At 32.1% G+C, this 25,058-nt stretch carries 18 protein-coding genes; 9 read left to right on the forward strand and 9 right to left on the reverse strand.

All coding sequences use genetic code 11. The annotated features are described in order from the left end of the window. Positions 1–76 precede the first annotated feature (76 nt). From ABRY23_03795 to ABRY23_03805, 3 genes are read right to left on the reverse strand one after another with little or no spacing between them, the layout of a single operon-like run. Positions 77–886, reverse strand: coding sequence for a DUF3108 domain-containing protein (locus tag ABRY23_03795; protein MFA3782166.1), 810 nt, complete (start codon positions 884–886; stop codon positions 77–79). A 27-nt stretch (positions 887–913) separates the two neighbouring features. Then, positions 914–1,960, reverse strand: coding sequence for a glycosyltransferase family 9 protein (locus ABRY23_03800; protein ID MFA3782167.1), 1,047 nt, complete (start codon positions 1,958–1,960; stop codon positions 914–916). Beyond that, positions 1,957–2,574: a DNA-3-methyladenine glycosylase gene (locus ABRY23_03805; protein MFA3782168.1), complete on the reverse strand. Its 618-nt coding sequence runs from the start codon at positions 2,572–2,574 to the stop codon at positions 1,957–1,959. Before ABRY23_03805 ends, ABRY23_03800 begins: the two co-directional genes overlap by 4 nt. 199 nt (positions 2,575–2,773) lie before the next feature. On the opposite strand from ABRY23_03805, the gene ABRY23_03810 reads away from it, so the two are divergent. Beyond that, positions 2,774–3,775: an aminodeoxychorismate synthase component I gene (locus ABRY23_03810; protein MFA3782169.1), complete on the forward strand. Its 1,002-nt coding sequence runs from the start codon at positions 2,774–2,776 to the stop codon at positions 3,773–3,775. After that, complete coding sequence (locus tag ABRY23_03815; protein ID MFA3782170.1) at positions 3,759–4,355, forward strand: aminotransferase class IV; 597 nt, start codon at positions 3,759–3,761, stop codon at positions 4,353–4,355. The genes ABRY23_03810 and ABRY23_03815 overlap by 17 nt, the downstream gene beginning before the upstream one ends. Positions 4,356–4,410: 55 nt before the next feature. Here the strand turns inward: ABRY23_03815 and ABRY23_03820 are convergent, their stop codons facing one another. The 4 genes from ABRY23_03820 to ABRY23_03835 form a co-directional block, all read right to left on the reverse strand. Further along, entirely contained in the window at positions 4,411–5,148 is a 738-nt protein-coding gene (locus ABRY23_03820) for a zinc ribbon domain-containing protein (protein ID MFA3782171.1), read from the reverse strand. A 19-nt stretch (positions 5,149–5,167) separates the two neighbouring features. Then, entirely contained in the window at positions 5,168–6,259 is a 1,092-nt protein-coding gene (locus ABRY23_03825; protein ID MFA3782172.1) for a Nif3-like dinuclear metal center hexameric protein, read from the reverse strand. A gap of 188 nt (positions 6,260–6,447) precedes the next feature. Then, positions 6,448–8,400: a (E)-4-hydroxy-3-methylbut-2-enyl-diphosphate synthase gene (ispG, locus tag ABRY23_03830; GenBank protein ID MFA3782173.1), complete on the reverse strand. Its 1,953-nt coding sequence runs from the start codon at positions 8,398–8,400 to the stop codon at positions 6,448–6,450. A 52-nt stretch (positions 8,401–8,452) separates the two neighbouring features. Next, a complete protein-coding gene (locus ABRY23_03835) occupies positions 8,453–8,983 on the reverse strand; it encodes a DJ-1/PfpI family protein (protein ID MFA3782174.1) in 531 nt (176 codons plus the stop codon). Between the two features lie 125 nt (positions 8,984–9,108). Here ABRY23_03835 and dnaG point away from each other — a divergent pair, with 125 nt between their 5' ends. The 7 genes from dnaG (at position 9,109) to ABRY23_03870 (ending at position 21,292) form a co-directional block, all read left to right on the forward strand. After that, positions 9,109–10,965, forward strand: coding sequence for a DNA primase (dnaG, locus tag ABRY23_03840; protein MFA3782175.1), 1,857 nt, complete (start codon positions 9,109–9,111; stop codon positions 10,963–10,965). A gap of 73 nt (positions 10,966–11,038) precedes the next feature. Continuing rightward, positions 11,039–12,550 carry an alpha-amylase family glycosyl hydrolase gene (locus ABRY23_03845; protein MFA3782176.1) on the forward strand — a complete coding sequence of 504 codons (1,512 nt, stop codon included), beginning with the start codon at positions 11,039–11,041 and terminating at the stop codon, positions 12,548–12,550. Positions 12,551–12,554: 4 nt separating this feature from the next. Further along, a complete protein-coding gene (gene priA, locus ABRY23_03850; GenBank protein ID MFA3782177.1) occupies positions 12,555–15,047 on the forward strand; it encodes a primosomal protein N' in 2,493 nt (830 codons plus the stop codon). Between the two features lie 61 nt (positions 15,048–15,108). Then, positions 15,109–15,702 carry a pseudouridine synthase gene (locus ABRY23_03855; protein MFA3782178.1) on the forward strand — a complete coding sequence of 198 codons (594 nt, stop codon included), beginning with the start codon at positions 15,109–15,111 and terminating at the stop codon, positions 15,700–15,702. Positions 15,703–15,842: 140 nt separating this feature from the next. Beyond that, positions 15,843–16,748 carry a PfkB family carbohydrate kinase gene (locus tag ABRY23_03860; GenBank protein MFA3782179.1) on the forward strand — a complete coding sequence of 302 codons (906 nt, stop codon included), beginning with the start codon at positions 15,843–15,845 and terminating at the stop codon, positions 16,746–16,748. Then, complete coding sequence (locus ABRY23_03865) at positions 16,738–18,903, forward strand: HAD-IIB family hydrolase (GenBank protein ID MFA3782180.1); 2,166 nt, start codon at positions 16,738–16,740, stop codon at positions 18,901–18,903. The genes ABRY23_03860 and ABRY23_03865 overlap by 11 nt, the downstream gene beginning before the upstream one ends. A 4-nt stretch (positions 18,904–18,907) precedes the next feature. Then, a complete protein-coding gene (locus tag ABRY23_03870) occupies positions 18,908–21,292 on the forward strand; it encodes a sucrose synthase (protein MFA3782181.1) in 2,385 nt (794 codons plus the stop codon). Positions 21,293–22,155: 863 nt separating this feature from the next. Here ABRY23_03870 and ABRY23_03875 read toward each other — a convergent pair. Further along, complete coding sequence (locus ABRY23_03875) at positions 22,156–22,920, reverse strand: methyltransferase domain-containing protein (GenBank protein MFA3782182.1); 765 nt, start codon at positions 22,918–22,920, stop codon at positions 22,156–22,158. 251 nt (positions 22,921–23,171) lie between these two features. Next, positions 23,172–23,987: a YIP1 family protein gene (locus tag ABRY23_03880; GenBank protein ID MFA3782183.1), complete on the reverse strand. Its 816-nt coding sequence runs from the start codon at positions 23,985–23,987 to the stop codon at positions 23,172–23,174. Between the last annotated feature and the right edge of the window lie 1,071 nt (positions 23,988–25,058).

Raw genomic sequence — 25,058 nt, forward strand, 5'->3', positions numbered from 1 at the left:
CTGAGATAATTTATTACAGCTTGTCAGCTTTGGAGGTAAATTTTTTATTGGAAAATTTAGATTGAATTTATAGGATTTATTTTACTTTTGAAGTCAATTTAGCTGACAATCCCTCGTAATTTGTAAGTTCTGCATCAATAGAACCAATGATAATTTTAGTTTTTACTTTAACTGGAATTTTTAACTGGTCATCAGTCAACCAAATTAAAATACTGCCCTCACTTTTAAATAATCCGCCGGCAACAACTAAAGGCTCAACAATTATGCAATCAAATTCACCTGCTGCAACTGAAACTCTTTCACGGCCTCTAAAAACGACATCAAGCGGATAAACTTTATCCTTATAAAAATTTTGTAAGTTAAATTTGTCACCCGATTTCATTTCAGAATAGTCGAAAGTGCGGGCAAGATAAAAAGCAGAAAGTATGTCATTTACATATTGTGGTATTTCATAAGAACCTTCTGAGGTTTTAGCGATACCTCTTCTTTGGTCGAAAAATGCCGAGAAATCTCTTGAATACCCGCCTTCCCTAATATGTTGCTCGAACCTCCAGGGGAATATTCCTTCTGTGTCAAGGTAAGTAGCGTATCGGTCACGTACTTTATAAAATGGGTCAAAAGCAGAAACAGTGTTTACTTGGAATGTGATGTTGTAAACATCTCTCCCAGCAAGTTTAGAAATTTTTGGAATAGACATTTCAGCTACACCAGCAGTTACAAAGCCGTACTTAACATCAAAAGTTAACTTTTCTCCAACGCTAAAAGCCTTGTTCTCAATTTTTCTGAAGGTCATTTTTTGTGCACTTAAATTATGCTGAGTGTTGGTGAGTAATAAGAACATTACAAATACTTTATAGTTATTTATTGCTGTGCGTCTTTTAAACATGTAAAATTCCATTTGTAAGTGATGTAATTAATTCTTTAAAAAGTTACTGATAGAAAGAAAAACTTTTTCAATATTTATGCTCTCCATACAATTTAATTTTTTACATTGAGCCAGTGTACATTTTTTACAATTAATTTCTGGTGTGAAAATTAATTTTTTAGTTGTGTATGGTCCCCATCTTTTAGGCGAGCATGAAATAATATTTGGATAGAAGCCCACTACTTTTTTCCCAAGCGCAGCAGCTAAATGAATTGGTCCTGTTGAATTGGATATAACAAGTTCTGCTTTATTTATTAGAGCAATCATTTCTTCAAGATTTGTTTGACCAGCCAAATTTTTTGTTTTTTGGTTTATAACAAGCTGATTACAGAGTGATTCTTCGTTCTTGCTTCCTGTTATTAAGATGATATCGACTATCATGTTGTGTACCAATAGTTCAATTAGTTCTTTGAATTTACCTATTGGGAGGTCGACAGCACTGCCACCGCTTCCAGGATGACAAATAATCATTTTTTCGTTCTGTTTGACCGGTATTTCGTTTAATAGATTTTCTACAAATTGTTCACTTTTTTTGGTGACATGTAGATTAAAAGAAACATTGTTTTCGTTAATGTTTTCATCAATTCCAATACTTTTCAGCATTCGAACATTAAATTCTAATTCATGCCGCTGCCCATATTTCCTGTGTTCATAAATTTTTTTATTGAAAAAAAAGGAATACCACCTGTATGCTGTACCGATGCGAACCTTTATTTTCGATAGGAAAATTACTAATGCAATTAAAAATGAAGGTGAAGCAACTATGCAAACATCGTATTTGTTTTTTAATTGTTTAACGTTTGCTATAACTTTTCCCAAAAATCCAAATAAATACTTTTTGTCTTCATTTTTTAGAGTTATAGTTTTATCTATAAAAGGGTTGTTTTGAGTGAGACTTTTAGTATACTCTCTCAATAAGAAGGTTATTTTGGAGTTTGGGTAATGCTTTTTAATTAAAGTGACCAATGGTAAGGTAAGAACCACATCTCCAATGCGGTCGGTTCTAACAATGAGGATATTATTATATTTTGTCATTTTTTGGATACGAACAAGTTATCTTTAATGTAGAAGCGCCATGGTAAATCTACTGATTTTTTAATACCTATTCTTGTTGTAATAACAATTTTATTTACTGGCGTTTTATTATTGTTAAGCAGAAAAATATCATTGCCCATTAAGTTAGTCCCATTATCTTTTTTTGTAATTTTAAGAGCGCTGCAAACTTTAGCCGGTCCATTTGTTAAATTTTCGAACCCATCTTTCAATGAAAGCTCTCTTTTACCAAATCTGTTTTTAATCATTGTATCTATGCCAAGTATTGGTTCTATTGCTCTAATTAAAACAGCTTGACCCCTATCCTTTTCGCCGGTAACTATGTTGCAGCAATAGTGCATGCCATAAGTAAAGTAGACATATAATAAGCCACCTGGTAAGAACATAACTTCGTTTCTTTTTGTTTTACCAATAAATGTATGCGCTGCTTGATCAATCGAACCATCATACGCTTCTACTTCAACAATTTTCCCCACAAGAAAGATTTTGCCAATTCGTCGTACTAAAAATTTACCTAACAAATCTGGTGCGACTTCAGTAGAATGCCTTAAATAAAATTTTTGAGGCAGTTTATTGTTAAAATCGATGTGCAGCATAAGAATTATTTCAAACAATGTTCTTGAATAGCCATAATGAAAATAATAAAAATTGGATTAACCCTAAAAATCTTTGATTATTGTTAAAGCAATAATGTGTATTTGCCGTGCCACGAGTAAACTAAGTGAACATTGAATTATAAAAAATTACCTGTCTAAAATTAGAGTTGTTGAGGGAGAATTTTTTAAAGTATATTTTTTGTTAAACAAACTTACAATTACTTCTGTTATGAAAAATTCAATCGGCACAGCTATTAAATTAATGAACGAATATGGAAGAGAATGTGTACCATTTCTTTTTATTATTGATTTTGAAATGGAAAAACCAGTTATAGTAAAACTAAACGAAGCTGCATCGTTAAACATTTATTACGAAATAAATGAATTAGCAATAAATGCTGAAAAAACAAAAGAAGATATTACCCTAAAAAAATTTCCCATTTCTTTCTCTACTTATAAAAAGGCATTTAAAAGAGTTTATGACGAAATTTATGCCGGTAACACTTACTTAATTAATCTTACATTTCCAACTAAAATTGAGACTAATTTAACTTTATCGGACATATACCTTAAAAGTCGTGCTAAATATAAGCTTTTGTACAAAAATGAATTTGTTGTTTTTTCCCCAGAAACATTTGTAAAAATTAATAATGGTGTAATTTCATCCTATCCAATGAAAGGTACGATTGATGCATCAATTCCAAATGCAGAAGAGAAAATATTAAATGATGAAAAAGAAATTGCCGAGCATAACACAGTAGTAGACCTTATCCGAAATGATTTAAGTATGATATCGAAAAATGTTAGAGTAGAAAAATTTAGATACATAGATAGATTGACTACGAATGAAAAGACATTGCTTCAGGTAAGTTCAAAAATAGTTGGCGAGTTGGAAACTAATTACAGCGAGAAAATAGGTGATATTATATTTAATTTGCTTCCAGCCGGTTCAGTAAGCGGTGCTCCCAAGAAAAAAACAGTCGAGATAATTCGTAGCGTTGAATTGCAGCCAAGAGGTTATTATACGGGTATTTTCGGTGTTTGTGATGGTAAAAACCTTGATAGTGCTGTAATGATTCGGTTCATTGAAAATGTTGACGATGAACTAATTTACAGAAGCGGCGGCGGAATCACTTACATGAGTGTTCCACACTTAGAATATCAAGAATTAGTTAATAAAGTTTATGTGCCGACTAATTGAAAGTATTAAAGTATATAGAAGAAAGTTATGGAATATAAAGTACCATAACTACAGAATGAATAATTCGCGCAGGCAATTGTTTGGCGCTGAAGATGAAATTGATTTATCAAAAGAGATTGTTGTTCCTCAAATTATTTCCAATGAACTTTATAAATGCAGAGTAGTATATTCCAATAAAATTCTCTCAGTAGAATTTATTCCTTATTTGAAGAAAAAAATTACCAGCTTAGAAATTGTTACTAACAATTTAATTTGTTATGACCACAAATATGAAAACAGAGAAGAAATTAATAAGCTTTTGTATTCTAAACGCTGCGATGAAATTTTAATTGTAAAAAATAATTTAATAACTGACGCATCATTTGCTAATGTTGTTTTGAGTGATGGCAAGGTTTATTTAACCCCGGCCTCTCCGCTGCTAAAAGGAACAAAAAGAGCAAAATTGTTAGAAGAAGGGTTAATTAAGGAAGAAGAGATTCCACTTAGTGACCTAAGAAAATTTAAATATGCTTATTTAATCAATGCAATGCTAGATCTCGAAGAAAGCAACAAGGTATTGATTGAGAATATTATGCAATAAAACCGTCTACATTAATTAAAATGAACTTTCTTAGAATATAGTTAAAAATTTACAGCTACAATTGGAGTTTTTTTTTGGCTTCTTCAGCTATTTCAGCAGAGACTAAAATTCTACCGCAAGATTCACAAGAATACATTCTTTTGTTCTGTTTAATCTCGAGTTGCCTTTGCGGTGGAACAACATTATGGCATCCTTCGCAAGCTGAGCGAATAACAGCTACTACTGCTTTTCCACCTAATGCTTTTCTAATTCTCATATAAATATTGTAATCAGCTTTTTTTACCCTTAAGGCAGTTTTCTCTCTCTTATCTTTTAGTTTTATTTCTTCTCTTTCGTTTGCCTTTATTATTTGTTTTAACTCTGTTTCTTTTTCTTTTAATTCAACCATCAAACTGTCAAGCTGAGGAGTAAGATCCTCAATCTCTTTTTTTAATTTTTGAATTAAGTTTTCTAATTCATCACTTTCAGCATTAAGTTTTGCTATTTCTTCTTCTGAATGATCAATTTCTTTAGTTAAGGCGTCGTATTCTTTGTTGTTTCTAACTTGATAGAGTTGTGATTTGAACTTTTTTAAATTGGCCTTTAGGCGTTCGACTTCATTGTCATTGTTTTTTCTTTTATCAAGTGATTTTTTCTTCTCTTTTTCTTTTTCTTCAATTTGTCCTTTAATTGCTTGTATTTGATTGTTTAGTTCGTTTACTGCAATTGGTAAATCACCCCGAAGTTCTTCGAGTTCATCAAGCTGATCGTCAATCAGCTGTAATTCATAAAGTGTGATAAGTCGCTCTTGCAATTTATATTACTCCTTAATATTAATAATATTTTATTGGATTAGTAGTGCCGCTAAATTTAAATACACTTATGGATTTATTATTTCCTAAGAAGCTTTCAATTTTCTTTTTTACTGCATCTAAGGAAAAAATTTCGGTTTCATAGTGACCGGCATCTATTAAAAGAATTTTGCCTTCAGCTTTCTGAAAAACGTGATATTTAATGTCCGCTGTTATAAAAGAGTCCGCCTGAGCGTTTATTGCAGCAGCTAATAAATCCGAACCGCTGCCTCCACAAACAGCTACTTTTTTTATTTTTTTGTTTTTATTGCTGCAATATCGAAATGATTTCAGCTTGAGATTAATTGCCACGTAATCTAAAAACTCATCTACAGTTAACTCCTTTTCTAATTGTCCAATTGCTCCCATTCCGTAGTTGACATTCTTATTTTTAAGTAAATATACGTCGTAAGCCGGCTCTTCATAAGGATGAGCGTTTAACACAGCAGAAATTACCGCATTCAAATTCCAAGAATCGACAATAAATTCTAATTTAAGTTCGTCAACTTTTTCGTAAGTGTTTTTTTTGCCGATTGTTGGATTAGATTTTGCGGAGCCTTTAAATGTGCCTATGCCTTTAGACCTAAAACTGCAATTATCATATTCCCCAATAGTACCCGCACCAGCATTAAATGCAGCATAAGCTACTTCTTCTGCTTTATCTAATGGGACAAAAACTGCGACTTTAAATTGGTTGGCTTCTTGATTTTCCAAAAAGTCGATATTCTTAAGCTTTAGTTTTTTAGCTAATGCAAATGAAACCCCATCCTTAGTGAAATCTAAGTTTGTATGGGCAGAGTAAACAGTTATATTATTTATTATGATTGATTCAATTAGTTTAGATGTTGGGTCGTCTTGAATATTGATTTTTTTTAATGGAAGGAATATTAAAGGATGATGAGTAAAAATAAAGTTACATTTTTTGTTTATGGCTTCTTGCAGAACCTCGTTATTGAGCTCTAAGCAAAGCATTATGTTTTTTAACTTTGCATTTTTAGAGCCTACTTGAAGGCCTACATTATCTTTATCCCATGCTGCACCAGGCGGTGCCCATTTTTCGAGGTATTTTGCCAAATCTCCTGTGGTCATATATAAAAAAAATGCACTCCTTAAAATCTTGGGAGTGCATTTATTCGTTCAAACTTTTGACTGCTTGAGAATTTCTCTTCTCTTCCTCTGAAAGTGTTTTTAATCTCATATTTTAGTGTACAAATATATACTTTTGGCAAGTTATCTACAAGAGCATAAATTTTAGCAGATTATTATAATGGCTCCGACCATCTGTTATCTTCTTTTATAAGGTTAATTAATTCATCAACTGCATCTTCTGAGGGAACATTTCTTTTAACTATTTCTTTACCTCGATACAAGGTAATTCTATTAGGTCCTGAGCCAACATATCCATAGTCTGCATCAGCCATTTCGCCTGGACCATTAACAATACAGCCCATAATGGCTATTTTAACTCCTTTAAGATGTTCTGTTCGCCGCCTAATTTTATTTGTTATTTCAACTAAATCGAAAAGTGTACGTCCGCAAGAAGGGCATGCAATATATTCAGTTTTTGAAATCCTTGTCCTAGTAGCCTGTAAAATACCAAATAATGTTCTGTTAATGAATTCATGCATATTTGCTTTTTCGTTATTTGGCATAGTTAGCCAAAGGCCATCTCCAAAGCCGTCGATTAAAAGTGCTCCAAAATCTGTAGAAGCATATAATAATAGTTCCTCGTTATTTACATCTCGATATTCTCTTTTTATTATTACAGGATTTCTAATTTGATTTTTATAATTTTCAAAAAATATTCTTCTTTGTTCGGCCATACCGTGTTTGTTAGAAGTAGTAACCACAAATACAACAGTGGGATTATTTTTAATTTTTCGAATTGACTGTGAAAATACATCTTCAATTTTAATTTCTACAAAGTTTAACACAAAAGAATGATTGGTTGAGTTGTTAAAATTTTCCACTGACTGGAAGTAAGGGAAACCAGCAGATTTATTTTTTAGCGAGTCCCAGTAGTCAAAATCATAAATAACCTTTATGCTGTTAGGCGGGTCGAAAGGCAGTGGATGTTTGCCTAAATAAAGTAAATCAGCTGAGATTTCATTTATGCTCCATTTATCTGTTTGCTGGTTATAATTCAGTCCTACTGATTTTAATCCATCGTAACTTTTAATTCCAGTTGAAGAAAAGTCGGCAACCACTTTTGGAACTGTGGCTCCTCCTATGCCTGCAACTTCAAACGTAGAAAATTTTTCGTAATTAAATGGGTCTTTAGGTGATTCATCAATATGGGGTATTTCTTTATGGGGAGTTCTTTCCGTGTAACGGTTAGAAAGGAGTATTGCCACTGGAGGTTCATGTTCAGGTTCTTCAGTAAGTGAAACTCTAATTGTGTCCCCGATGCCATCTTCTAATAAAGTACCAATACCGACAGATGATTTTATTCTTCCATCTTCGCCATCGCCTGCTTCAGTTACACCTAGATGAATAGGATAATTCATCCCTTCTTCTTCCATTTTTTGGACTAACAATCTATACGCTTGAACCATTACCTGTGGATTGCTCGACTTCATTGAAAAAACAATATTATAGTAATTATAATCTTCACAAATACGAGCAAACTCAAGTGCAGATTCAACCATTCCCAATGGGGTATCGCCATATCGGCTCATAATTCTATCAGATAATGAACCATGATTTGTACCAATACGCATTGCCGTACCGTACTCTTTACAGATTTTTATTAAAGGAACAAATTTTTCTCTAATTCTTTCCAGTTCAGTGTTGTATTCTTTGTCAGTATATTCAATAATTTGAAATTTCTTTTTATCGGCGTAATTACCGGGATTAATTCTAACTTTTTCTACAATTCTTGCAGCTATTTCAGCAGCGTTTGGTGTAAAATGTATATCGGCAATTATTGGCGTTTTATAACCGCGTAATCTTAGTTCTTTTTTAATATTTTCAAGATTTTTAGCTTCATTTAGGCTTGGTGCTGTAATTCTAATATAATCACAACCTGCTTTAATCATACGAATTGACTGCTCAACTGTAGCTTTAGTGTCCATCGTATTAGTGGTGGTCATCGATTGAATTCTTATGGGGTTATTTCCACCTAAGGGGACATCGCCTATAAATACCTCTCTTGTTTTGTATCTGGAATATTTTGTAAGGCTGTTGCAATATTTTTTAATTGTTTCTAGTACCATGTTTTGAAGATAAAACTTTCACAAATAAAAATAAAAAACAAACGTCATAAGCTTAATTATTTAATAAATGAATAAAAGTAGAAACAAACTCAGCGGCGTTAGTGGGACTTTGAGCGGTTACGATTTTATTGGTATCTATGTAAACAGGTGTATCGATATATTCAATGCCTTCTTTTTCAAGTTCATTTTTATCTTCAACAAAGCAAGTAGCTTTTTGTTTTATTAAACCTGCTTTGGCTAAAATTATAGGCGCACTACAAATTGCACCTATAATTTTTTTCGCTGCAAAAAATTTTCGAGCTACGTTGTGAAGAGATTTATTAGTCCAATACCTTTTTACACCGTTGCCGCCTATAAAAATTATACCCCCAAAATTTGATTCGTGAATATTATATAAAGATACATCGTTTTTGACTTTCAGGCTCGAAGCACCTTTACAAACCGTGTTGGCATCAGAAGCGATAAAAATCTTTATATTTGCTCTTTGAAGCTGTGATGAAATAATTAAATATTCCTGTTCATTAAAATCTTGAGCAGGAAGTATTAGTAAGATGCTTTTTTTAGTCAAAAACTCAATGCCCATTATGATTCTTAAACTTAATTACAAATATATAACTTTGTTACTAATTTTGTGGTAAGCCGTTGGTAATTAATATTTCAGATTTCATTTGTTATCTTTAAAACCCCTTTTTAATTGGAGTTGACTCGATGCGTATTTTAGAATCTAAAATTGACGAAATAAGAACAGCAGCAGATATTGTAGATATAATTTCAGCTTATGTACAACTAAAAAAAAGAGGTAAAAATTTTGTTGGACTTTGTCCATTTCATTCAGAAAAGACGCCGTCGTTTACAGTAAGCAGCGAAAAGCAAATTTATAAGTGCTTTGGATGTGGAGCCAGTGGTAACGTTTTTAATTTCTTAATGGAATTTAAAAACATATCATTTATTGAGGCAGTGCAGGAAATAGCCGAACAGCTTGGCATTTCAGTTAAATACGAAAAAGCACCATTAGCTGAACAAGAATACGAAGTAGAAGAGCTTTATGAAATAAATCTGTCAGCTGCCAAGTTTTTCTCCGACTTTTTATTAAAAAGTAATGAAGGAGAAATAGCCAGAGAATATTTAAAAAAACGAAATATTAAGCCACAGACACAAAAAATTTTTGGATTAGGGTATGCACCAAACGGATGGGATAACTTTTTACAATTTGCTAAATCAAATAAAATTAACTTACAAAAAGCAAAACTGCTTGGCTTAATCGATACTAACGAAAGAGGTGAATATTACGATAAGTTCAGAGACAGAATTATTTTCCCAATTTTTTCTCCTAATGGAAGAGTTATTGCTTTTGGCGGAAGGATATTAGAAAGCAAAGAAAACGCTGCAAAATATCTTAACTCACCCGAATCACAAGTTTATATTAAACGGCGTTCACTTTATGGACTTTATCATTCAAAAGAAGAAATTCGAAAGCTCGACAAAGCAATTTTAGTTGAAGGATATTTTGATTTAATTTCACTCTATCAAAATGGAATTAAAAATGTTGTCGCTTCTTCTGGTACCTCACTAACTGAAGAACAAGTTCAACTCCTCTCTCGCTTTACAAAAAATATTATTGTTTTGTTTGATGCTGATACAGCGGGACAAAAAGCATCGCTGCGCAGCATCGAAATACTATTGAAATATGATTTCGATGTGAAGGTCGTAAGCTTACCTTCTGGTGAAGACCCGGATTCGTTTGTCCAAAATGCCGGCAAAGGTAAATTTGAAGAAATGATTTCATCAGCAAAAAATTTTTTAGAATACCAAGCTCTACAGTATGAATTAGCTGGAATGTTTGAAGAACCATCCGAACAAACTAAAGCAATACGAGAACTCGTTAAAACTCTTTCTTTTATTAATGATGAACTGAAACGTAATTTATTTATTAAATCAATTGCTAAGAAGTTTAACCTGAGAGAAAAGTTAATTGAGACTGAATTGAATCAAATACTCCAGATGCAAAAGCAAAAGCCATCAACAGTTAAACAAATTCCTTCAGAAAGAGGTGTTTCTGGAAATAATATTAGTTTTAAAATTATCTCAAAAAGCAATCCTTATGAAAAAGAAATGATAAGATTAATCTACAGCGGCAATGAAGAGATAGTGCGATTTATTTTAGAAAATGTGGATTACAACGATTTTGAAAGCCATGAGTACCGAAAGCTTGCTTCAATTGTAGTGGAAAACTTAAATGAAAATAAAATTTCACCTTCTGTTCTTATAGAAAAAATTGAAGACGATAATCTGAAAGATTTCGTTATTAAACTTCTTTTTGAAGATGAACAAATAAGTAAAAAATGGGATGAACTTTCATTTAATGGTAAAATTGAAAAAGATACACTCTTATACGCTGAAAATGTTGTACGTGGTTATAAAATTTTTCAAATCGATGAAAAAATTAAATTAAATAACAAATTAATTGAACAAGCAAGCGACGAAAAAGATAAAATAAATCTTTTGAAAAAAAACAAAGAACTCTTGGAAGCAAAAAGAATACTCAACAACAAAAATTCATCTTGATATTGCCATTGAAAGAAAGTGTAAAAAGCTGCAGACTATTTTTTCATGATTTATAAAAATAGAAAGGCAAAACATGGAATACAATCCAACTATTTATGAAATAAATACTAGGGTATGGATAAGGAAATTTGATAATATTAATTCTAATAGGAAATCGAATGACTCTGCAAGTAAAGTTAAATTACAGGAAACAAATTTTAAGAACATTCCCTTCTCTTATTGGGAACATTTGAAAAAATTAGGAATCGACTATGTGTGGCTTATGGGAGTTTGGAAAACATGCCCTTCTACAATTGAGAAGTATTGTTTTGAAGAAGATTTGAAAAACAGTTACACACGAGCGTTGAAGGATTGGAAAAAAGAAGATATAGCGGGTTCGCCTTTTGCAATAGATAAGTATGAAATTAATCCTTTACTTGGCAGCAAAGAAGATTTATTAGAATTGAAAAAGGCATTAAATAAAGCAGGATTAAAATTAATACTTGATTTTGTCGCAAATCATTTTAGTGTGGACAGCTATCTAACCATAGAAAAGCCCTGGCTTTTTTTGAAAGCAACTGAAAACAACTTTCAAAATGATCCGCATACTTTTTTCAAAGCTCATGATGGTAGCATTTATGCACATGGGCGTGATCCTTTTTTCCCCGCGTGGCAGGATACAATACAAGTTAATTATTTTAATTCCGATGCAAGACGTTTTATGATAGATACTTTAATTGATCTTACCAAAATATGTGATGGGGTTAGATGTGATATGGCAATTCTTGCTCTCAATAATGTTTTTTCAAATACTTGGGCAGGTGTGATAGAAGAAAAAAATAAAAATTCATATGAAGAATTTTGGAAAGAGGCTATTGATAAAACAAAAAAAGTAAGACGAGATTTTTTATTTATTGCAGAAGCATATTGGGATTTAGAATGGCAGCTTCAAAATCTTGGCTTTGATTATACTTACGATAAAAAATTAACTGACAGACTGAAAATAGGTGATGTCAGTGAAATTTATGGTCATTTACTTGCTGATAGGGATTATCAATTAAAATCAGTTCGGTTTATTGAAAATCACGACGAAGAGCGTGCAGTAACTGCTTTAGGCAGGGAACGTTCCAAAGCTGCAGCTGTAATAATAAGCACTATTCAAGGCATGCGGTTTTATTACGATGGTCAGTTTGAAGGGAAAAAAATTAAACTTCCTGTCCAGCTCAATCGAGAGCCAGTCGAAGAAATTGACCTTTCGTTAAAACAATTTTATGAAAAACTGCTTTTAATAACAAAAGAAGAAATCTTTAGAAAGGGTAGTTGGAAAATTCTTACTCCGATTTCATCTTGGGACGGCAACGAATCTTATAAAAATATATTAGCATGGGAATGGAAAAGGAATAATGATAATCGACTAGTAGTTGTGAATTATTCAAACGTTACCTCAACATGTAGAATTAAATTAGATGTAAAAGGATTTCCAGAAGAATTTATTATTACTGATTTGTTAAACGACCAGAATTATACAAGATCTGCTGAAGAGGTTTATCATTCCGGTTTGTATATTGAATTGAAACCTTTTCACAGTCATATTTTTTCTTACTAATAAAGTGGATAATTTAACTAACAACTTGCTAAAATATGCACAGGTTGTTTTCCCGCAACCCTTTAGAAATCTCTTTACTTATTTAATACCAGACGAATTATTAGGGTTAGTAAAAGTTGGCGTGCGCGTGGTTGTCCCTTTTGGCAAACGTACTCTTACTGGCTTTGTTGTTGCTTTAACTAATTCTACCGAAGTGAAAGAGAAAATAAAACCAATTAAAGATGTTCTGGATGAAAAACCAATTTTTGATGAGAAGGCTTTGAAATTTTATGAATGGATTTCTGAATATTATATCAGCTCTTTGGGAGAAGCATTAAGAAACTCCGTTCCTTATGGGACAGAAGTTGAATCAAAAAAGAAAGTAGTTGCAGATAAAATTATTTGTCGGAAGCTGTTTGACTCAGAAAAAAGAAAAGATTCCTTAAAAGCAAAAGTGTTAAGTAAATTAATGGATAAAGAAATTAATTCAGTCTCCCAAATACAAAAAGCCGTTAAAAATAAAAATATCTATTCAGTTCTTCGTTCCCTAGAAAAATTGGGTGCAGTAAGTATAATTGACGATGTTATTCCTCAACGTGTTAAAGAAAAAAAAATAAAGCATGTTTCACTTGCAAAATCTATAGATGAAATTTACAATACAATACCTGAGTTAGAAAGAAAGTCACCTAAACAAATAGTTATTTTATTAGAATTAATTTCACAAAAAGAAAAAGAAATACCTTTACAGCAGTTAATTAAAAAAACTAATACAAACTATTCGGTAATTAATTCGTTAGTAAAAAAAGGATTTATATCAATATACGAAAAGCGGGTTGAAAGGGTTTACTCTGAAATTTATACAGAAAAAAGTAAAGAGATACAATTAAGTGAGAGACAAAAATACATTATTGATAAAATTGGAAATAGAATATCTTCATCAGAATTCGAATCATTTTTACTCCACGGTATTACAGGCAGCGGCAAGACCCAAGTTTACATTGAACTTTCTAAAATTGCACTTTCAAAGGGTAAAGATATTATAATACTAGTACCCGAAATCTCTCTAACACCTCAAATAACTGCGAGGTTTTTTAATCATTTCGGAGATAAAGTTACAGTTATACATAGCAGATTATCTTTAGGTGAAAGATACGATGCCTGGCGTGGTATTATTAATGGTAAATTTAAAATTGTAATTGGTGCTCGTTCAGCTTTATTTGCTCCATTAAAGAATTTAGGACTTATAGTTGTAGATGAAGAACACGATCAAAGCTATAAACAGCAGGAAATGATTCCCAAATATCATGCACGCGATGCAGCAATTGTTCTTGCTAAACTTAATAATTGCCCAGTTGTCCTAGGCTCGGCTACACCATCTATCGAGAGTATGTACAATGCATTAACCGGCAAATTTACTTTGTTAGAACTGCCGGAAAGAATTGATAATGCTAAACTTCCTATAATACGACTTGTTGATGTAACAATTGAAAAAAAGAAAAAGCAAATGGAGAATATTTTTTCGCGGATTTTATTGAATGAAATAATAGAAAGATTGGGGAAAAAAGAAGGGGTAATAATACTCCAAAATAGAAGGGGTTTTGCTACTCAGGTCTTTTGTGGAGATTGTGGTGAAGTAATAATTTGTCCTAATTGCTCAGTTTCTATGGTGCATCATATTAATAAAAATGTTTTAAAGTGCCATTATTGTGGTACTACCGTACCGGTTCCTAAGGCATGTCCAGTCTGCGGCTCTATTGCATTGAAGTTTTTTGGAACAGGTACTCAACGTGTTGAAGATGAATTAGGTTTCTACCTTCCAAATGTTAAAATAGAAAGGATAGACTCGGACACTATAGACCGAAAGGGAAAATTAAGTGAAATACTTAACCGATTTGCAAAAGGAGAAGTCCAAATACTTGTTGGTACACAAATGGTCTCGAAAGGACTTGATTTTGCCAATGTTACTTTAGTTGGAGTTATATCTGCTGAAACTACTTTATGGCTGCCCGATTTTAGAGCGGATGAAAGGACATTTCAACTATTAACTCAAGTAGCTGGACGCTCTGGAAGAAGCAAGTCCGAAGGTGAGGTGATTATCCAAACTCAAAACCATAAACATTTTGTGCTTCAGAAAGTATTGATGAACGACTATAAAGGTTTTTACGAAAATGAAATTAAACTCCGGTTACAAGGTGAGTATCCCCCTTTTACACGCTTAGCTTTAGTTGAAATGAAAGATGAAAATGAAAAACGTTTAAAAGCAGCCATTAATGAATTCTTTGAATTGCTTAAAAAGTATAAAAAGGGAATAAAGCTGACACCTCCCCATGAAGCAGTAATATATAAGATTAAAGGCAGCTACCGCTACCAGATAATCTTAAAATGTGATAAGAAAATTGATTCATCAGGTAAATTAATGAGGACTGCCTTACTGAACTCCTACGTTGAATATATTCAAAAAAGCAAGTTCAAAGATATAAGACCTATTATTGATGTTGATCCACAATCTATAATTTGACGAAAGAAAAAATTTACTAAGTTTTATTATCTTCAAAAGTAATCTTAAAATATGTTGGTTTGTGACAAAACAAGATAAAAGCATAACAAGTAAAAAGTATTTTATTCTTAATAAGCCGTACGGCTACCTCTCTCAATTTACTGACAAATATGGTAACTTGACTTTGTCTCATCTTTTCAGCTTTCCTAAAAATGTTTATCCTATCGGCAGATTAGATAAGGACAGTGAGGGCCTGCTTATTTTATCTAACGATAAAAAATTAGTAAACTTTCTGTTGAATCCAAAAAACAAACACGAAAGAGAATATTTTGTACAAGTTGAAGGTGTTCCCACAAGACAAGCTTTAGACAAATTAGAAAGCGGTGTGTTTATTCAAGAAAGAATAACATTGCCGGCAAAAGTAAAACTAATTAAAGAGCCTAATTTTCCGCCGCGAATCCCTCCTATAAGAAAAAGAAAGAATATTCCCACCAGCTGGCTCTCAATAACCTTGATTGAAGGGAAAAATAGACAGGTAAGAAAAATGACGGCTGCAGTAGGGTATCCTACACTAAGACTTGTAAGGGTAAGAATAAAAAACATAAAATTAGGCAATCTTAAACCCGGAGAAGCGAGAGAATTAACATTAGATGAAATAAAAGGATTGTGGCAATGAGAAAAATGTGTTTTAGCAACGTTGTATTGCGAAAACAAATTAAGTGCTAATGTGGTAAGTAAATGTAACAACAAATTTTTCAATTCAGATTTGCAATTTTTCTAAAAATTTTTATAATAGAAAAGATTTGGAGATTTATTATGCAAAACCATCGTGTGACCGCGTTTGGTGAGATACTTTTTGATGTTTATCATAATTACAAAAAGTTAGGCGGTGCACCATTCAACTTTATCTATCACATAAAAAAAATAATTGGAACCGGAAACTTAATCACTAAGGTCGGTAATGATGAGAATGGAAAGGAGATAATAAACTTTCTTAAAAAAAATAATTTTTCAACCGAGTACATTCAAATTGACAAAGAGTATCCTACCGGTATGGTTAAGGTAGAACTTTCGGAAAATAAGATACCAGAATTTCAGATTTTCAGTCCAGCTGCATGGGATTTTATAGAAAATAATGAATCGATAGAAAAATTAGTAAATGAACAAACGGATATACTTTATTTTGGAACGCTTGCTCAAAGGAGTGAAGTTTCTAAAAAAACGCTGTCAAGTTTTTTTGGCAGAGAAATAAAATATTTCTGTGATCTTAATCTTCGTCAAAATTTTTATTCAAAAGAAATTATAGAGAATGCATTAAAGGTAGCTGATCTTTTCAAAGTTAATCTTGATGAACTAAACATAATCATGCGTTTTTTAATTGAAAAAGAATTAGGCATAGAAGAAGCAGTTGAAGTGATTATGAACCAGTATGATATAACAATGATGTGTGTTACTATGGGTGAAGAAGGCGCCTATCTTGCAAATAAAAATGAGTTCAATAGAGATAAACAGCCTCGTCAAAAAGGTGAACTTGTTGATACTGTAGGTGCAGGTGATGCTTATGCAGCTATAATGTGTTTAGGTTATTTACAGAATCTGCCTGTTCATAAAATTAATGCGTTAGCATTAGAATTTGCTTCCGAAATATGTGGTATAGAAGGTGCTCTCCCATCAAGTGACTATTTCTATAAAAAATATAAAAGAGAATTAAATGGTGAATAACAACAAAAAATTATATGTACAGCTTTATAATATACACGGTTTAATTAGAGGCCACGATCTTGAGTTGGGTCGCGATTCAGATACTGGCGGGCAGACAAAATACGTCTTAGAAATGGCAAAATTCTTAAGCAAGCGTGAAGAAATTGATTCCGTGGAAATTGTAACAAGATTTATTAATGACAAAGCTGTATCCTCAGATTATTCAAAAAGGGAAGAAGCAGTAAATGAAAAGCTCAAAATTGTTCGTATAGGTTGTGGCGGTTCAAAATATATTAGAAAAGAATTACTTTGGAATCACCTCGAAGAGTTCGTTGATAAGTCAATTAAGTATATAAAATCAAAAGGAAAACTTCCTGATATTATTCACAGTCATTATGCTGATGCTGGATTTGTCTGTACAGAGCTTACAAAATTTTTTGGTATTCCTTTTGTCCACACTGGTCACTCTCTGGGCATCAATAAGTATAACAATTTAATTAAACAGGGCTTAGCAAAAGAAGAAATTGAAAAAAGATACAAAATGAGTATAAGAATTGAAGCTGAAGAATCAGTTCTATTTTTTGCCGATAAAATAATTACAAGCACTAATCAAGAAATAACTGAACAATACGGTTTATATAAAAATTTTAGCCCGGATAAATTTGTAGTAATTCCGCCTAGTATTGATTTAGAAAAGTTTCATCCTTTTAACCAAAGCAGAGAGTGGGATGAAGAGTCAGAAAAAATACGTAGTGGTATCAGAAAAGAACTGTGGAAGTTTTTTACTAACATGAATAAGCCGATTATATTAGCATTATGCAGGCCAGAAAAGAGGAAAAATATTTCTGGTTTAATTCAAGCCTATGGAGAAAGTGAAGAACTTCAGGAATTAGCTAATCTTGCAATTTTTGCTGGAATAAGAAAAGATATTTCTCAGATGCCAGAGCTCGAAAGAGAAGTTCTAACTGAGATGTTGTTGATGCTGGATAAGTATAATCTTTACGGTAAAATGGCTATACCAAAGCGTCACGATTTTGAACATGAGGTTCCGGAACTTTATAGAATAGCTGCTGAAACTGGTGGTGTATTTGTAAACTCTGCTTTTAATGAACCTTTCGGTTTAACTTTAATTGAAGCGGCAGCAAGCGGCTTACCTGTAGTTGCTACAGACGATGGAGGACCGCGCGATATTATTGCTAATCTTAAAAATGGTGAACTTGTTGATGTTTCTGATCACAGAAATATTTCTAATGCGATAAAAAAAATACTTTACGATAAAAGCTTATGGGAGACTTACTCTTCAAATGGAATTTTAAATATCAAGAAGTTCTATTCTTGGGAAGCTCATATTGAAAAGTATGTAAATGTTATACAAGAACTAAATTCGAAAAGCGGTAATAATCGTAAGACTTTTATTGAAACAGGCAAAAGATTTTTCAACTTTAAAAAGATGATGGTTTTTGATATTGATAACACTTTATTTGGTGACGAGGAATCATTACAACAACTAAAGGAAATTTTAATATCAATGCACCATTCAATTGGATTCGGTGTTGCAACCGGTAGAACTATCGATTCTGCTCGAGAAGTTTTGTTGTTAAATAATTTTATTTTGCCTGATTTTATTATTGCTTCAGTTGGTTCTGAAATTTATTACAGAAGTAACAACGATTATATCTATGGAACTGGTTGGGATTCTCATATTTCTAATCAATGGAAAAGAGATGAAATACTAAAGCTTCTTTCTTATATTGATTTCGTAACACCACAAGAAGAATCTGTGCAACGTAAATTCAAATTAAGTTATTATATTGACTTAGAAAAAGGGAGCCTGGATTTAATAAAAAGAATTTTCATTGATAATAAAATCAAAGCTAATTTAATTTTAAGTCACAACTCGCTATTAGATATTTTACCTGCGCGTGCAAGTAAAGGCCGTGCCGTGCGCTATTTAAGTTACAGATGGAACATACCGTACGAGTCAATTTTAGTGGCTGGCGATTCTGGAAATGACGAGGATATGCTGCGCGGCGAACTGCTTGGTGTTGTAGTGGCTAATCACGCACCTGAACTTTTGAAGTTAAAAGGCAGAAGAAAAATCTTCTTTTCAGATAAAAGCTATGCTGCAGGTATAATTGATGGCATTAAATACTATAATTTTTTAGATAAGGAGTAACGTAATGATTGATTCCTTTCAAACATTTGTGGAACAAAATGAGCTTATATTTTATGATTACTTTAAATACATTTCAACACAGCCCAAAAAGATGCTCGTCAGCGGCGAGATTCAAAAAATGTTCGATGAATTTATTAAAACTAATAACAACTACTCATCACAAGACAAACTCAAGAGCATAATTGCTAAAATTGAAGAATCGGTTTCATTAGATCATACTATGTACTTAGAAGTAAGGCAGAAAATAGCCTCATCAAATTTTTATCGAGTAAACTTAGAAGAAAGAATTATAAACAATTCCGAACCATCAGAATTTCTTGAAGCAAAAGAATTTCTTGTACGCCCAGGTTCAATTAGTGATACAATTACCCTGAATTTCAAACCTTTTAACGATAAAACTCCAGCGGTAAGGGATATAAAAAGTATTGGCTCTGGTGTAGAGTACTTAAACAGGTACCTTTCAAGCATGATGTTTAATGAAGTAGAAAAATGGCAAAACATTTTGTTTGATTTTATTAGAGTACATAAGTATGAGAATCAACAATTAATACTGAATGATAGAATAAAAAACATACAGCATTTAAATGAGCAAATAAACATTGCAGTCCAAGAATTATCCGAATTAAAAAAAGAGACTCCTTTTGAAAATGTATGTCACAGATTACAAGAACTTGGCTTTGAAAAGGGTCTTGGCAAAGATGTTGCTGAAATAATAGATAAACTTAAATTACTCTACCAATTATTAAATTCGCCCGACCATGAGTCGCTAAGAAAATTTATTTCTTCTATCCCAATGATTTTTAAGATTGCTATAATTTCTCCACATGGTTTTTTTGCGCAACAAAATGTTTTAGGAAAACCTGATACAGGCGGACAAGTAGTCTATATATTAGACCAAGTTAAAGCGCTTGAAAAGTCATTATTGGAATCTGCTAAACTTTCTGGCCTCGATTCTATTCAACCTAAAATAGTTGTTTTAACCAGACTAATTCCCAATTCGGAAGGTACCACTTGTAATAAACGAATAGAAAAGATAAATGGCACGAAAAATTCATGGATATTACGTGTTCCATTTATCGATAAAAATAATAAGATTGTTAATGACTGGATTTCCAGATTTAAAGTTTGGCCTTATTTGGAAAGGTTTGCTGAACAAGCTTACATTGAACTGATGGCAGAATTTAATGGTAGGCCGGATTTAATTATAGGCAATTACTCTGATGGCAATCTTGTTTCTTTCCTCCTTTCTAAAAAATTTAAAGTTACTCAATGTTGTATTGCACACGCTTTAGAAAAAAGTAAATATCTTTACAGTGCGTTGTATTGGTTCGATTTGGAAAATCAATATAATTTTTCTATTCAGTTTACTTCGGATTTAATTACAATTAATTCTGCTGATTTTTTAATAACCTCATCGTTCCAAGAAATTGCGGGTACGGAAAATTCAATTGGTCAATATGAATCGTACAAACATTTTACAATGCCAGGCTTATATCGTGTAATTAACGGCGTTAATCCTTTCCATACTAAATTTAACATAGTTTCACCTGGTGTTAATGAAAAAATCTTTTTTTCATACAAGAAAAAGGAAAAGAGGTTAAGTAAAAATTCTGTATTGTTACGACAACTACTCTTCGAAAATATTGAAGCAGCAAATGTAATAGGTAGTTTAAAAGAACCAGATAAGACTCCATTATTTTCTATGGCAAGATTAGACCGCATTAAAAATTTGACTTCTTTAGTAAAGTGGTTTGGAGAAAGCAAAGAATTACAAGAACTGTGTAATTTAATAATTGTTTCCGGTAAAATAGATCAATCGCTGTCAAACGATGATGAAGAAAAAGAGCAAATTACATTAATGCACAATTTGATTAATAAATATAAGTTGAGCGATAAGATTAGATGGATAGGAAAATTGTTTAATAAAGATGAAACTGGGGAAATTTATAGAATTATTGCAGATAAAAAAGGAATATTTATTCAACCTGCATTATTCGAAGGATTTGGCCTGACAGTTCTCGAAGCTATGTCGTCAGGTCTGCCAGTATTTGCTACCAAATATGGCGGTCCTTTAGAAATAATTCAAAATAAACAAAATGGATTCCATATTGACCCAATCAATCAATTGGAAACTACTAATAAAATTTTAGACTTTGTTAGAGAGATAAAAAAGGATCCGTCTCAGTGGGAATTTATTTCAAAAAATGCGATAAACAGAGTAAATGAAAAATACAACTGGAAATTGTATTCACAGAAATTAATCTCACTTGCTAAAATTTACGGCTTTTGGAAATACGCAACAAATATTCAAAGGGCTGATATGGAAGCTTACTTAGATTTGATTTATCATACAATTTTTAAACCTCGTGCGAAAAAACTGGAAAGTTGAGCTTACATGTTCAATTTAAAAGTTGATGAACTTTTTGCTTGTATATTTAATTGCACAAAACAGATATTTGCTTTTCTTCTTTCCCAATGAATTTTTTGGATTAAAAATAACACATGTTATTACACAGGCTGTACGGTCGAGCTCTCCTTCAACCACATATGTGTTTAACAGCATGGTAAAAAAACAGATGATTATTACTCGTGTTACCGATGCTTGGGCTGGAGAGACCCAGCCACTACAACGGTGAACAATCGCATTAAACCAAATTTGGCTAAGATCAGTTCGTAGAAGGGATTTGATAGAATCTTTGAAATCAAAAGAGGAGATATAAGGTAATAAGTTTTAGTTTTTCGGATTAGTCAGAGTTACTAAGGTTTAGAAGAAAAAGATAAGGTCAAAAAACCTAATTCTTGAGTTTGACTCGTTTTAGCCAAAGGCTAATGAGCCTATGGCTCAATAGTTTATGACCTTAGTAACAAATTAAATCCTTGAAGCTATTTATACCTTATTACCTTATGGTAACCTCAAAAATAGTTTTGAGAAAATACTAATTAAGATTGTTGGATGGTAGTTAACTTTTACAGATAGAACCAAGGGAGTTTACAGTTCATATTTAACCCAAATCTTGCATGTACCCTCTGACTAAGGCTCAGGTAAGCCTTTGCTTACAAGAATAACAGTAGAAAAAACAAAGCTTGTTGATGTTAACCCAAATAGCAAAACATTGAATACCATCATTTTACGTATCTGCCTTCGGCGAAAAATTTATTTCTTTTTTGGGATTAATCTGTTAAGTAGTGCGCAGTGAGGCAGTAAAAAGAATATTCTAGTCTGATGTTAAGTTTCTTGTTCAAGTTAAATAATTATTTTTTAATGCCAATTTTCAAATAAAGAGGCCAAGTTAATTCCTTTTCCGCTTCGGGCGGGTCCCAAACTTTATATACCTCATCTTTAATTAAATCTATGGGGTTAAGATTATTTTTTTCTTTATAAATTTGAGTAGCCGACCACGATTCTAAGTAACCGAATAACTGCTCACAGTTCCAATGAGTTTTTATTATAAAACTGGGAGGTCTAATTTCTTCAAACTCGTTTGACATGTCAAATGGGAATGGAATGCTTTCGTATCTTGTATCAACATGCTTTCTTTCAGGCGGCCAATATTTACCAACAATATTATTGTAGAAATTGTCAATTATATGCTCAATTTTTGAATCGGATATAAAATTTGTGTAAATAAAAATGGCAATTATACCATTAGGTTTTAAGATTCTTTTTGCTTCGTTAAAAAATTTTTCTATATCAAACCAATGAAGAGCTTGTGCAACGGTTATTAAGTCAAAATAATCATTTGGAAAATCTGTTTTTTCTGCAGTAGATAATTTGTACTCAACATTGGGGCGTGCCTTTGCATTTTGTAACTGCTTTTGGCTTGCGTCAATTGCTTTAACAGATTCAAAGAATTCTGCTAAACTAACGGCAGCCTGTCCATTGCCTGTTGCACAATCCAATGCAATTTTTTTCGAAGGAGTAATTGATGCAAGATATTCAAATAATTCACGTGGGTATGTAGGACGGTTAACTGAATATATATTTGCTTGTTTTGAAAAGTAGTCTTTAAATAGCATTTTTTAGTAAAATAATATTTTAGCGCTAAGAAAAAATGTGTCTAAAAATCTTCATCTAAAGTATTGGGGCTGCTCAAAAATTTTTCTGGACATACTTACACCAAACATTTTTTTAAATCATTACTTTTGAGACAGCCCTTGCAGTTTTGCTAAATGCAGTAAGTGTAATTAACATTTTTACTGGATTATAGCTCACATGATAGTTAGATATATAACTCACTAATACTAAAGTAATACTTTACCTTATAAAATTATGCACCGGCAAATGCTCTTAAAAACGGGATGGATTTACCAATAAAGAAAAATACAATACTGAATCCTAACCAAACAGCAAACACCATCACAACATATTTAGTTACACTTGGTGATTTAAACATTTTAGCAAACCCAATTCCAATTACTGCATAAAACCAAATTGAGAAAATATCTGCCTTACCGAGTAAAAAACCGCCAAAGTTCGATTTGTCGATGTTTAAAATATCTGCAATACTTACACTTTGAAAAAATCTATTCATTGTAAAAGCAAGAATTACCATAACAATAATTTGTACTACAATTATGTAATAAGCTAAACCGTAAGCTGACATTGCAGATTTATAAGTGCCTTCACCCTTTAGTGCAAATTTAATTAAAAGGTAAAAAACTCCTGAGACTATGAAGAACATTATAAAAAAGGCAAAAGGGATGCCGATTATTGTTCCAATTAGTGCAATAGCCCCTCCTTGACCCTCACGAATAGATTCCAATCTTTCTTCTTTTTGTTGTTCTGTCATTTGACCGTTTTTAACCATTTCATCGAATTGCTTTTCAACCTGAGCCATTTGTTTTTCAAGAATCGCACTTTTAATTACTGGGTTACTCATCATAATAATGTTAGAAAGAATTGCAAAAACTATTGCAACAATAAGCGGTATAATCCAGTCGGAAGTTTTAGGCGGGAATTCCGACATTTTAGAATATGTTTTTGCAGGCTCTGTAAAAATTCCAACGAGTTTGTCCGTATGGCTTAATTCAACTTCTTCTTCTACAGGAGACATTGACGGGGTTTGGTCCTTTGTTTCTTCCATTAGGAATATCCTCCGTTTAGTGATGTGATATGTTAAATTAACAAATTTTTTTGAAAAGAGAAGAAAAATTTATAAGGTTAACAAACTGTTAACCTAAATTTTTCACTAAGAAAATTTCCTATTTGGCTAACTAGCTATAGCTAATTTTTTGAGTCATACGAAAAATTATGTTAGTTAAGTATATTTTATAAAATTTTACCGATTTTTTTTGAAAAAATACCGTTATGGGTAGTATGTTTTTTGAACTTGTGTTTAATGCTTTGTTGAGTTATTTATTATCTCACCTAAACAGAATTTAAATAGTCAACAATAATATTCTCCTAATGCTGAAAACAAAAAATGCAAAATTTTTTTTGACTTTGTTCCTTATACTTGAGAGCAATCGACTTACTTTCTTTTGAGAGGGAGTTAATAGTTTGTTTCGGTAACCTTTTTTCAAGATGCCGTTAAACCGCGAAGTGGTGGATTCCCATTCGTGGAGTGGTGGATGACTACACTCCGCGGGAGGATAAATAAATTAACATAACAAGAATACAGAACTTTGCGGGAAGGGAAAACACTCTCGAGAATAAATTATGAAAATTCACCACTTAGTGGTAAGTGAACCTTAATTATAGAAAGTAATAATGAGGAAGTAATGAACCTTAGTAACAAGCAAGATACCAGTATGAATTAACCTTATTACCTTATTATTGACAGTTAATCTAAGAGATATTAACAATAAAGATAATCAAAGTAGAAAGAGCAAGGAGTAAAAAGAGAATCTGAAAATAAACAAAGGTAAATAGGGGTAGAATGTAGACAAGTAACAAGTAAAGGTGAATATATAATTTTCTAATACATAAGGTGAGATTATTTGTCATTCTCACAAAAGTTTACGTTTAGACTGAAAGGCATCTGCAATTACGCACTGAATTTTTCAGAAGTTTCAAAGAATTAACTATTATTGGTTTTATGTCTACTGCAAGTAGAGTTGTTTTTTCAATAAGCTAATAAGGTTTGGTTTCTTTTTTCTTTGTTTATGTTACTAAGGTAGTAAGGAAAAGAATAAGGTATTATGGGAATTCGTTA

This window comes from Melioribacteraceae bacterium 4301-Me, assembly GCA_041538185.1.
GTDB lineage: Bacteria > Bacteroidota > Ignavibacteria > Ignavibacteriales > Melioribacteraceae > Pyranulibacter > Pyranulibacter aquaticus.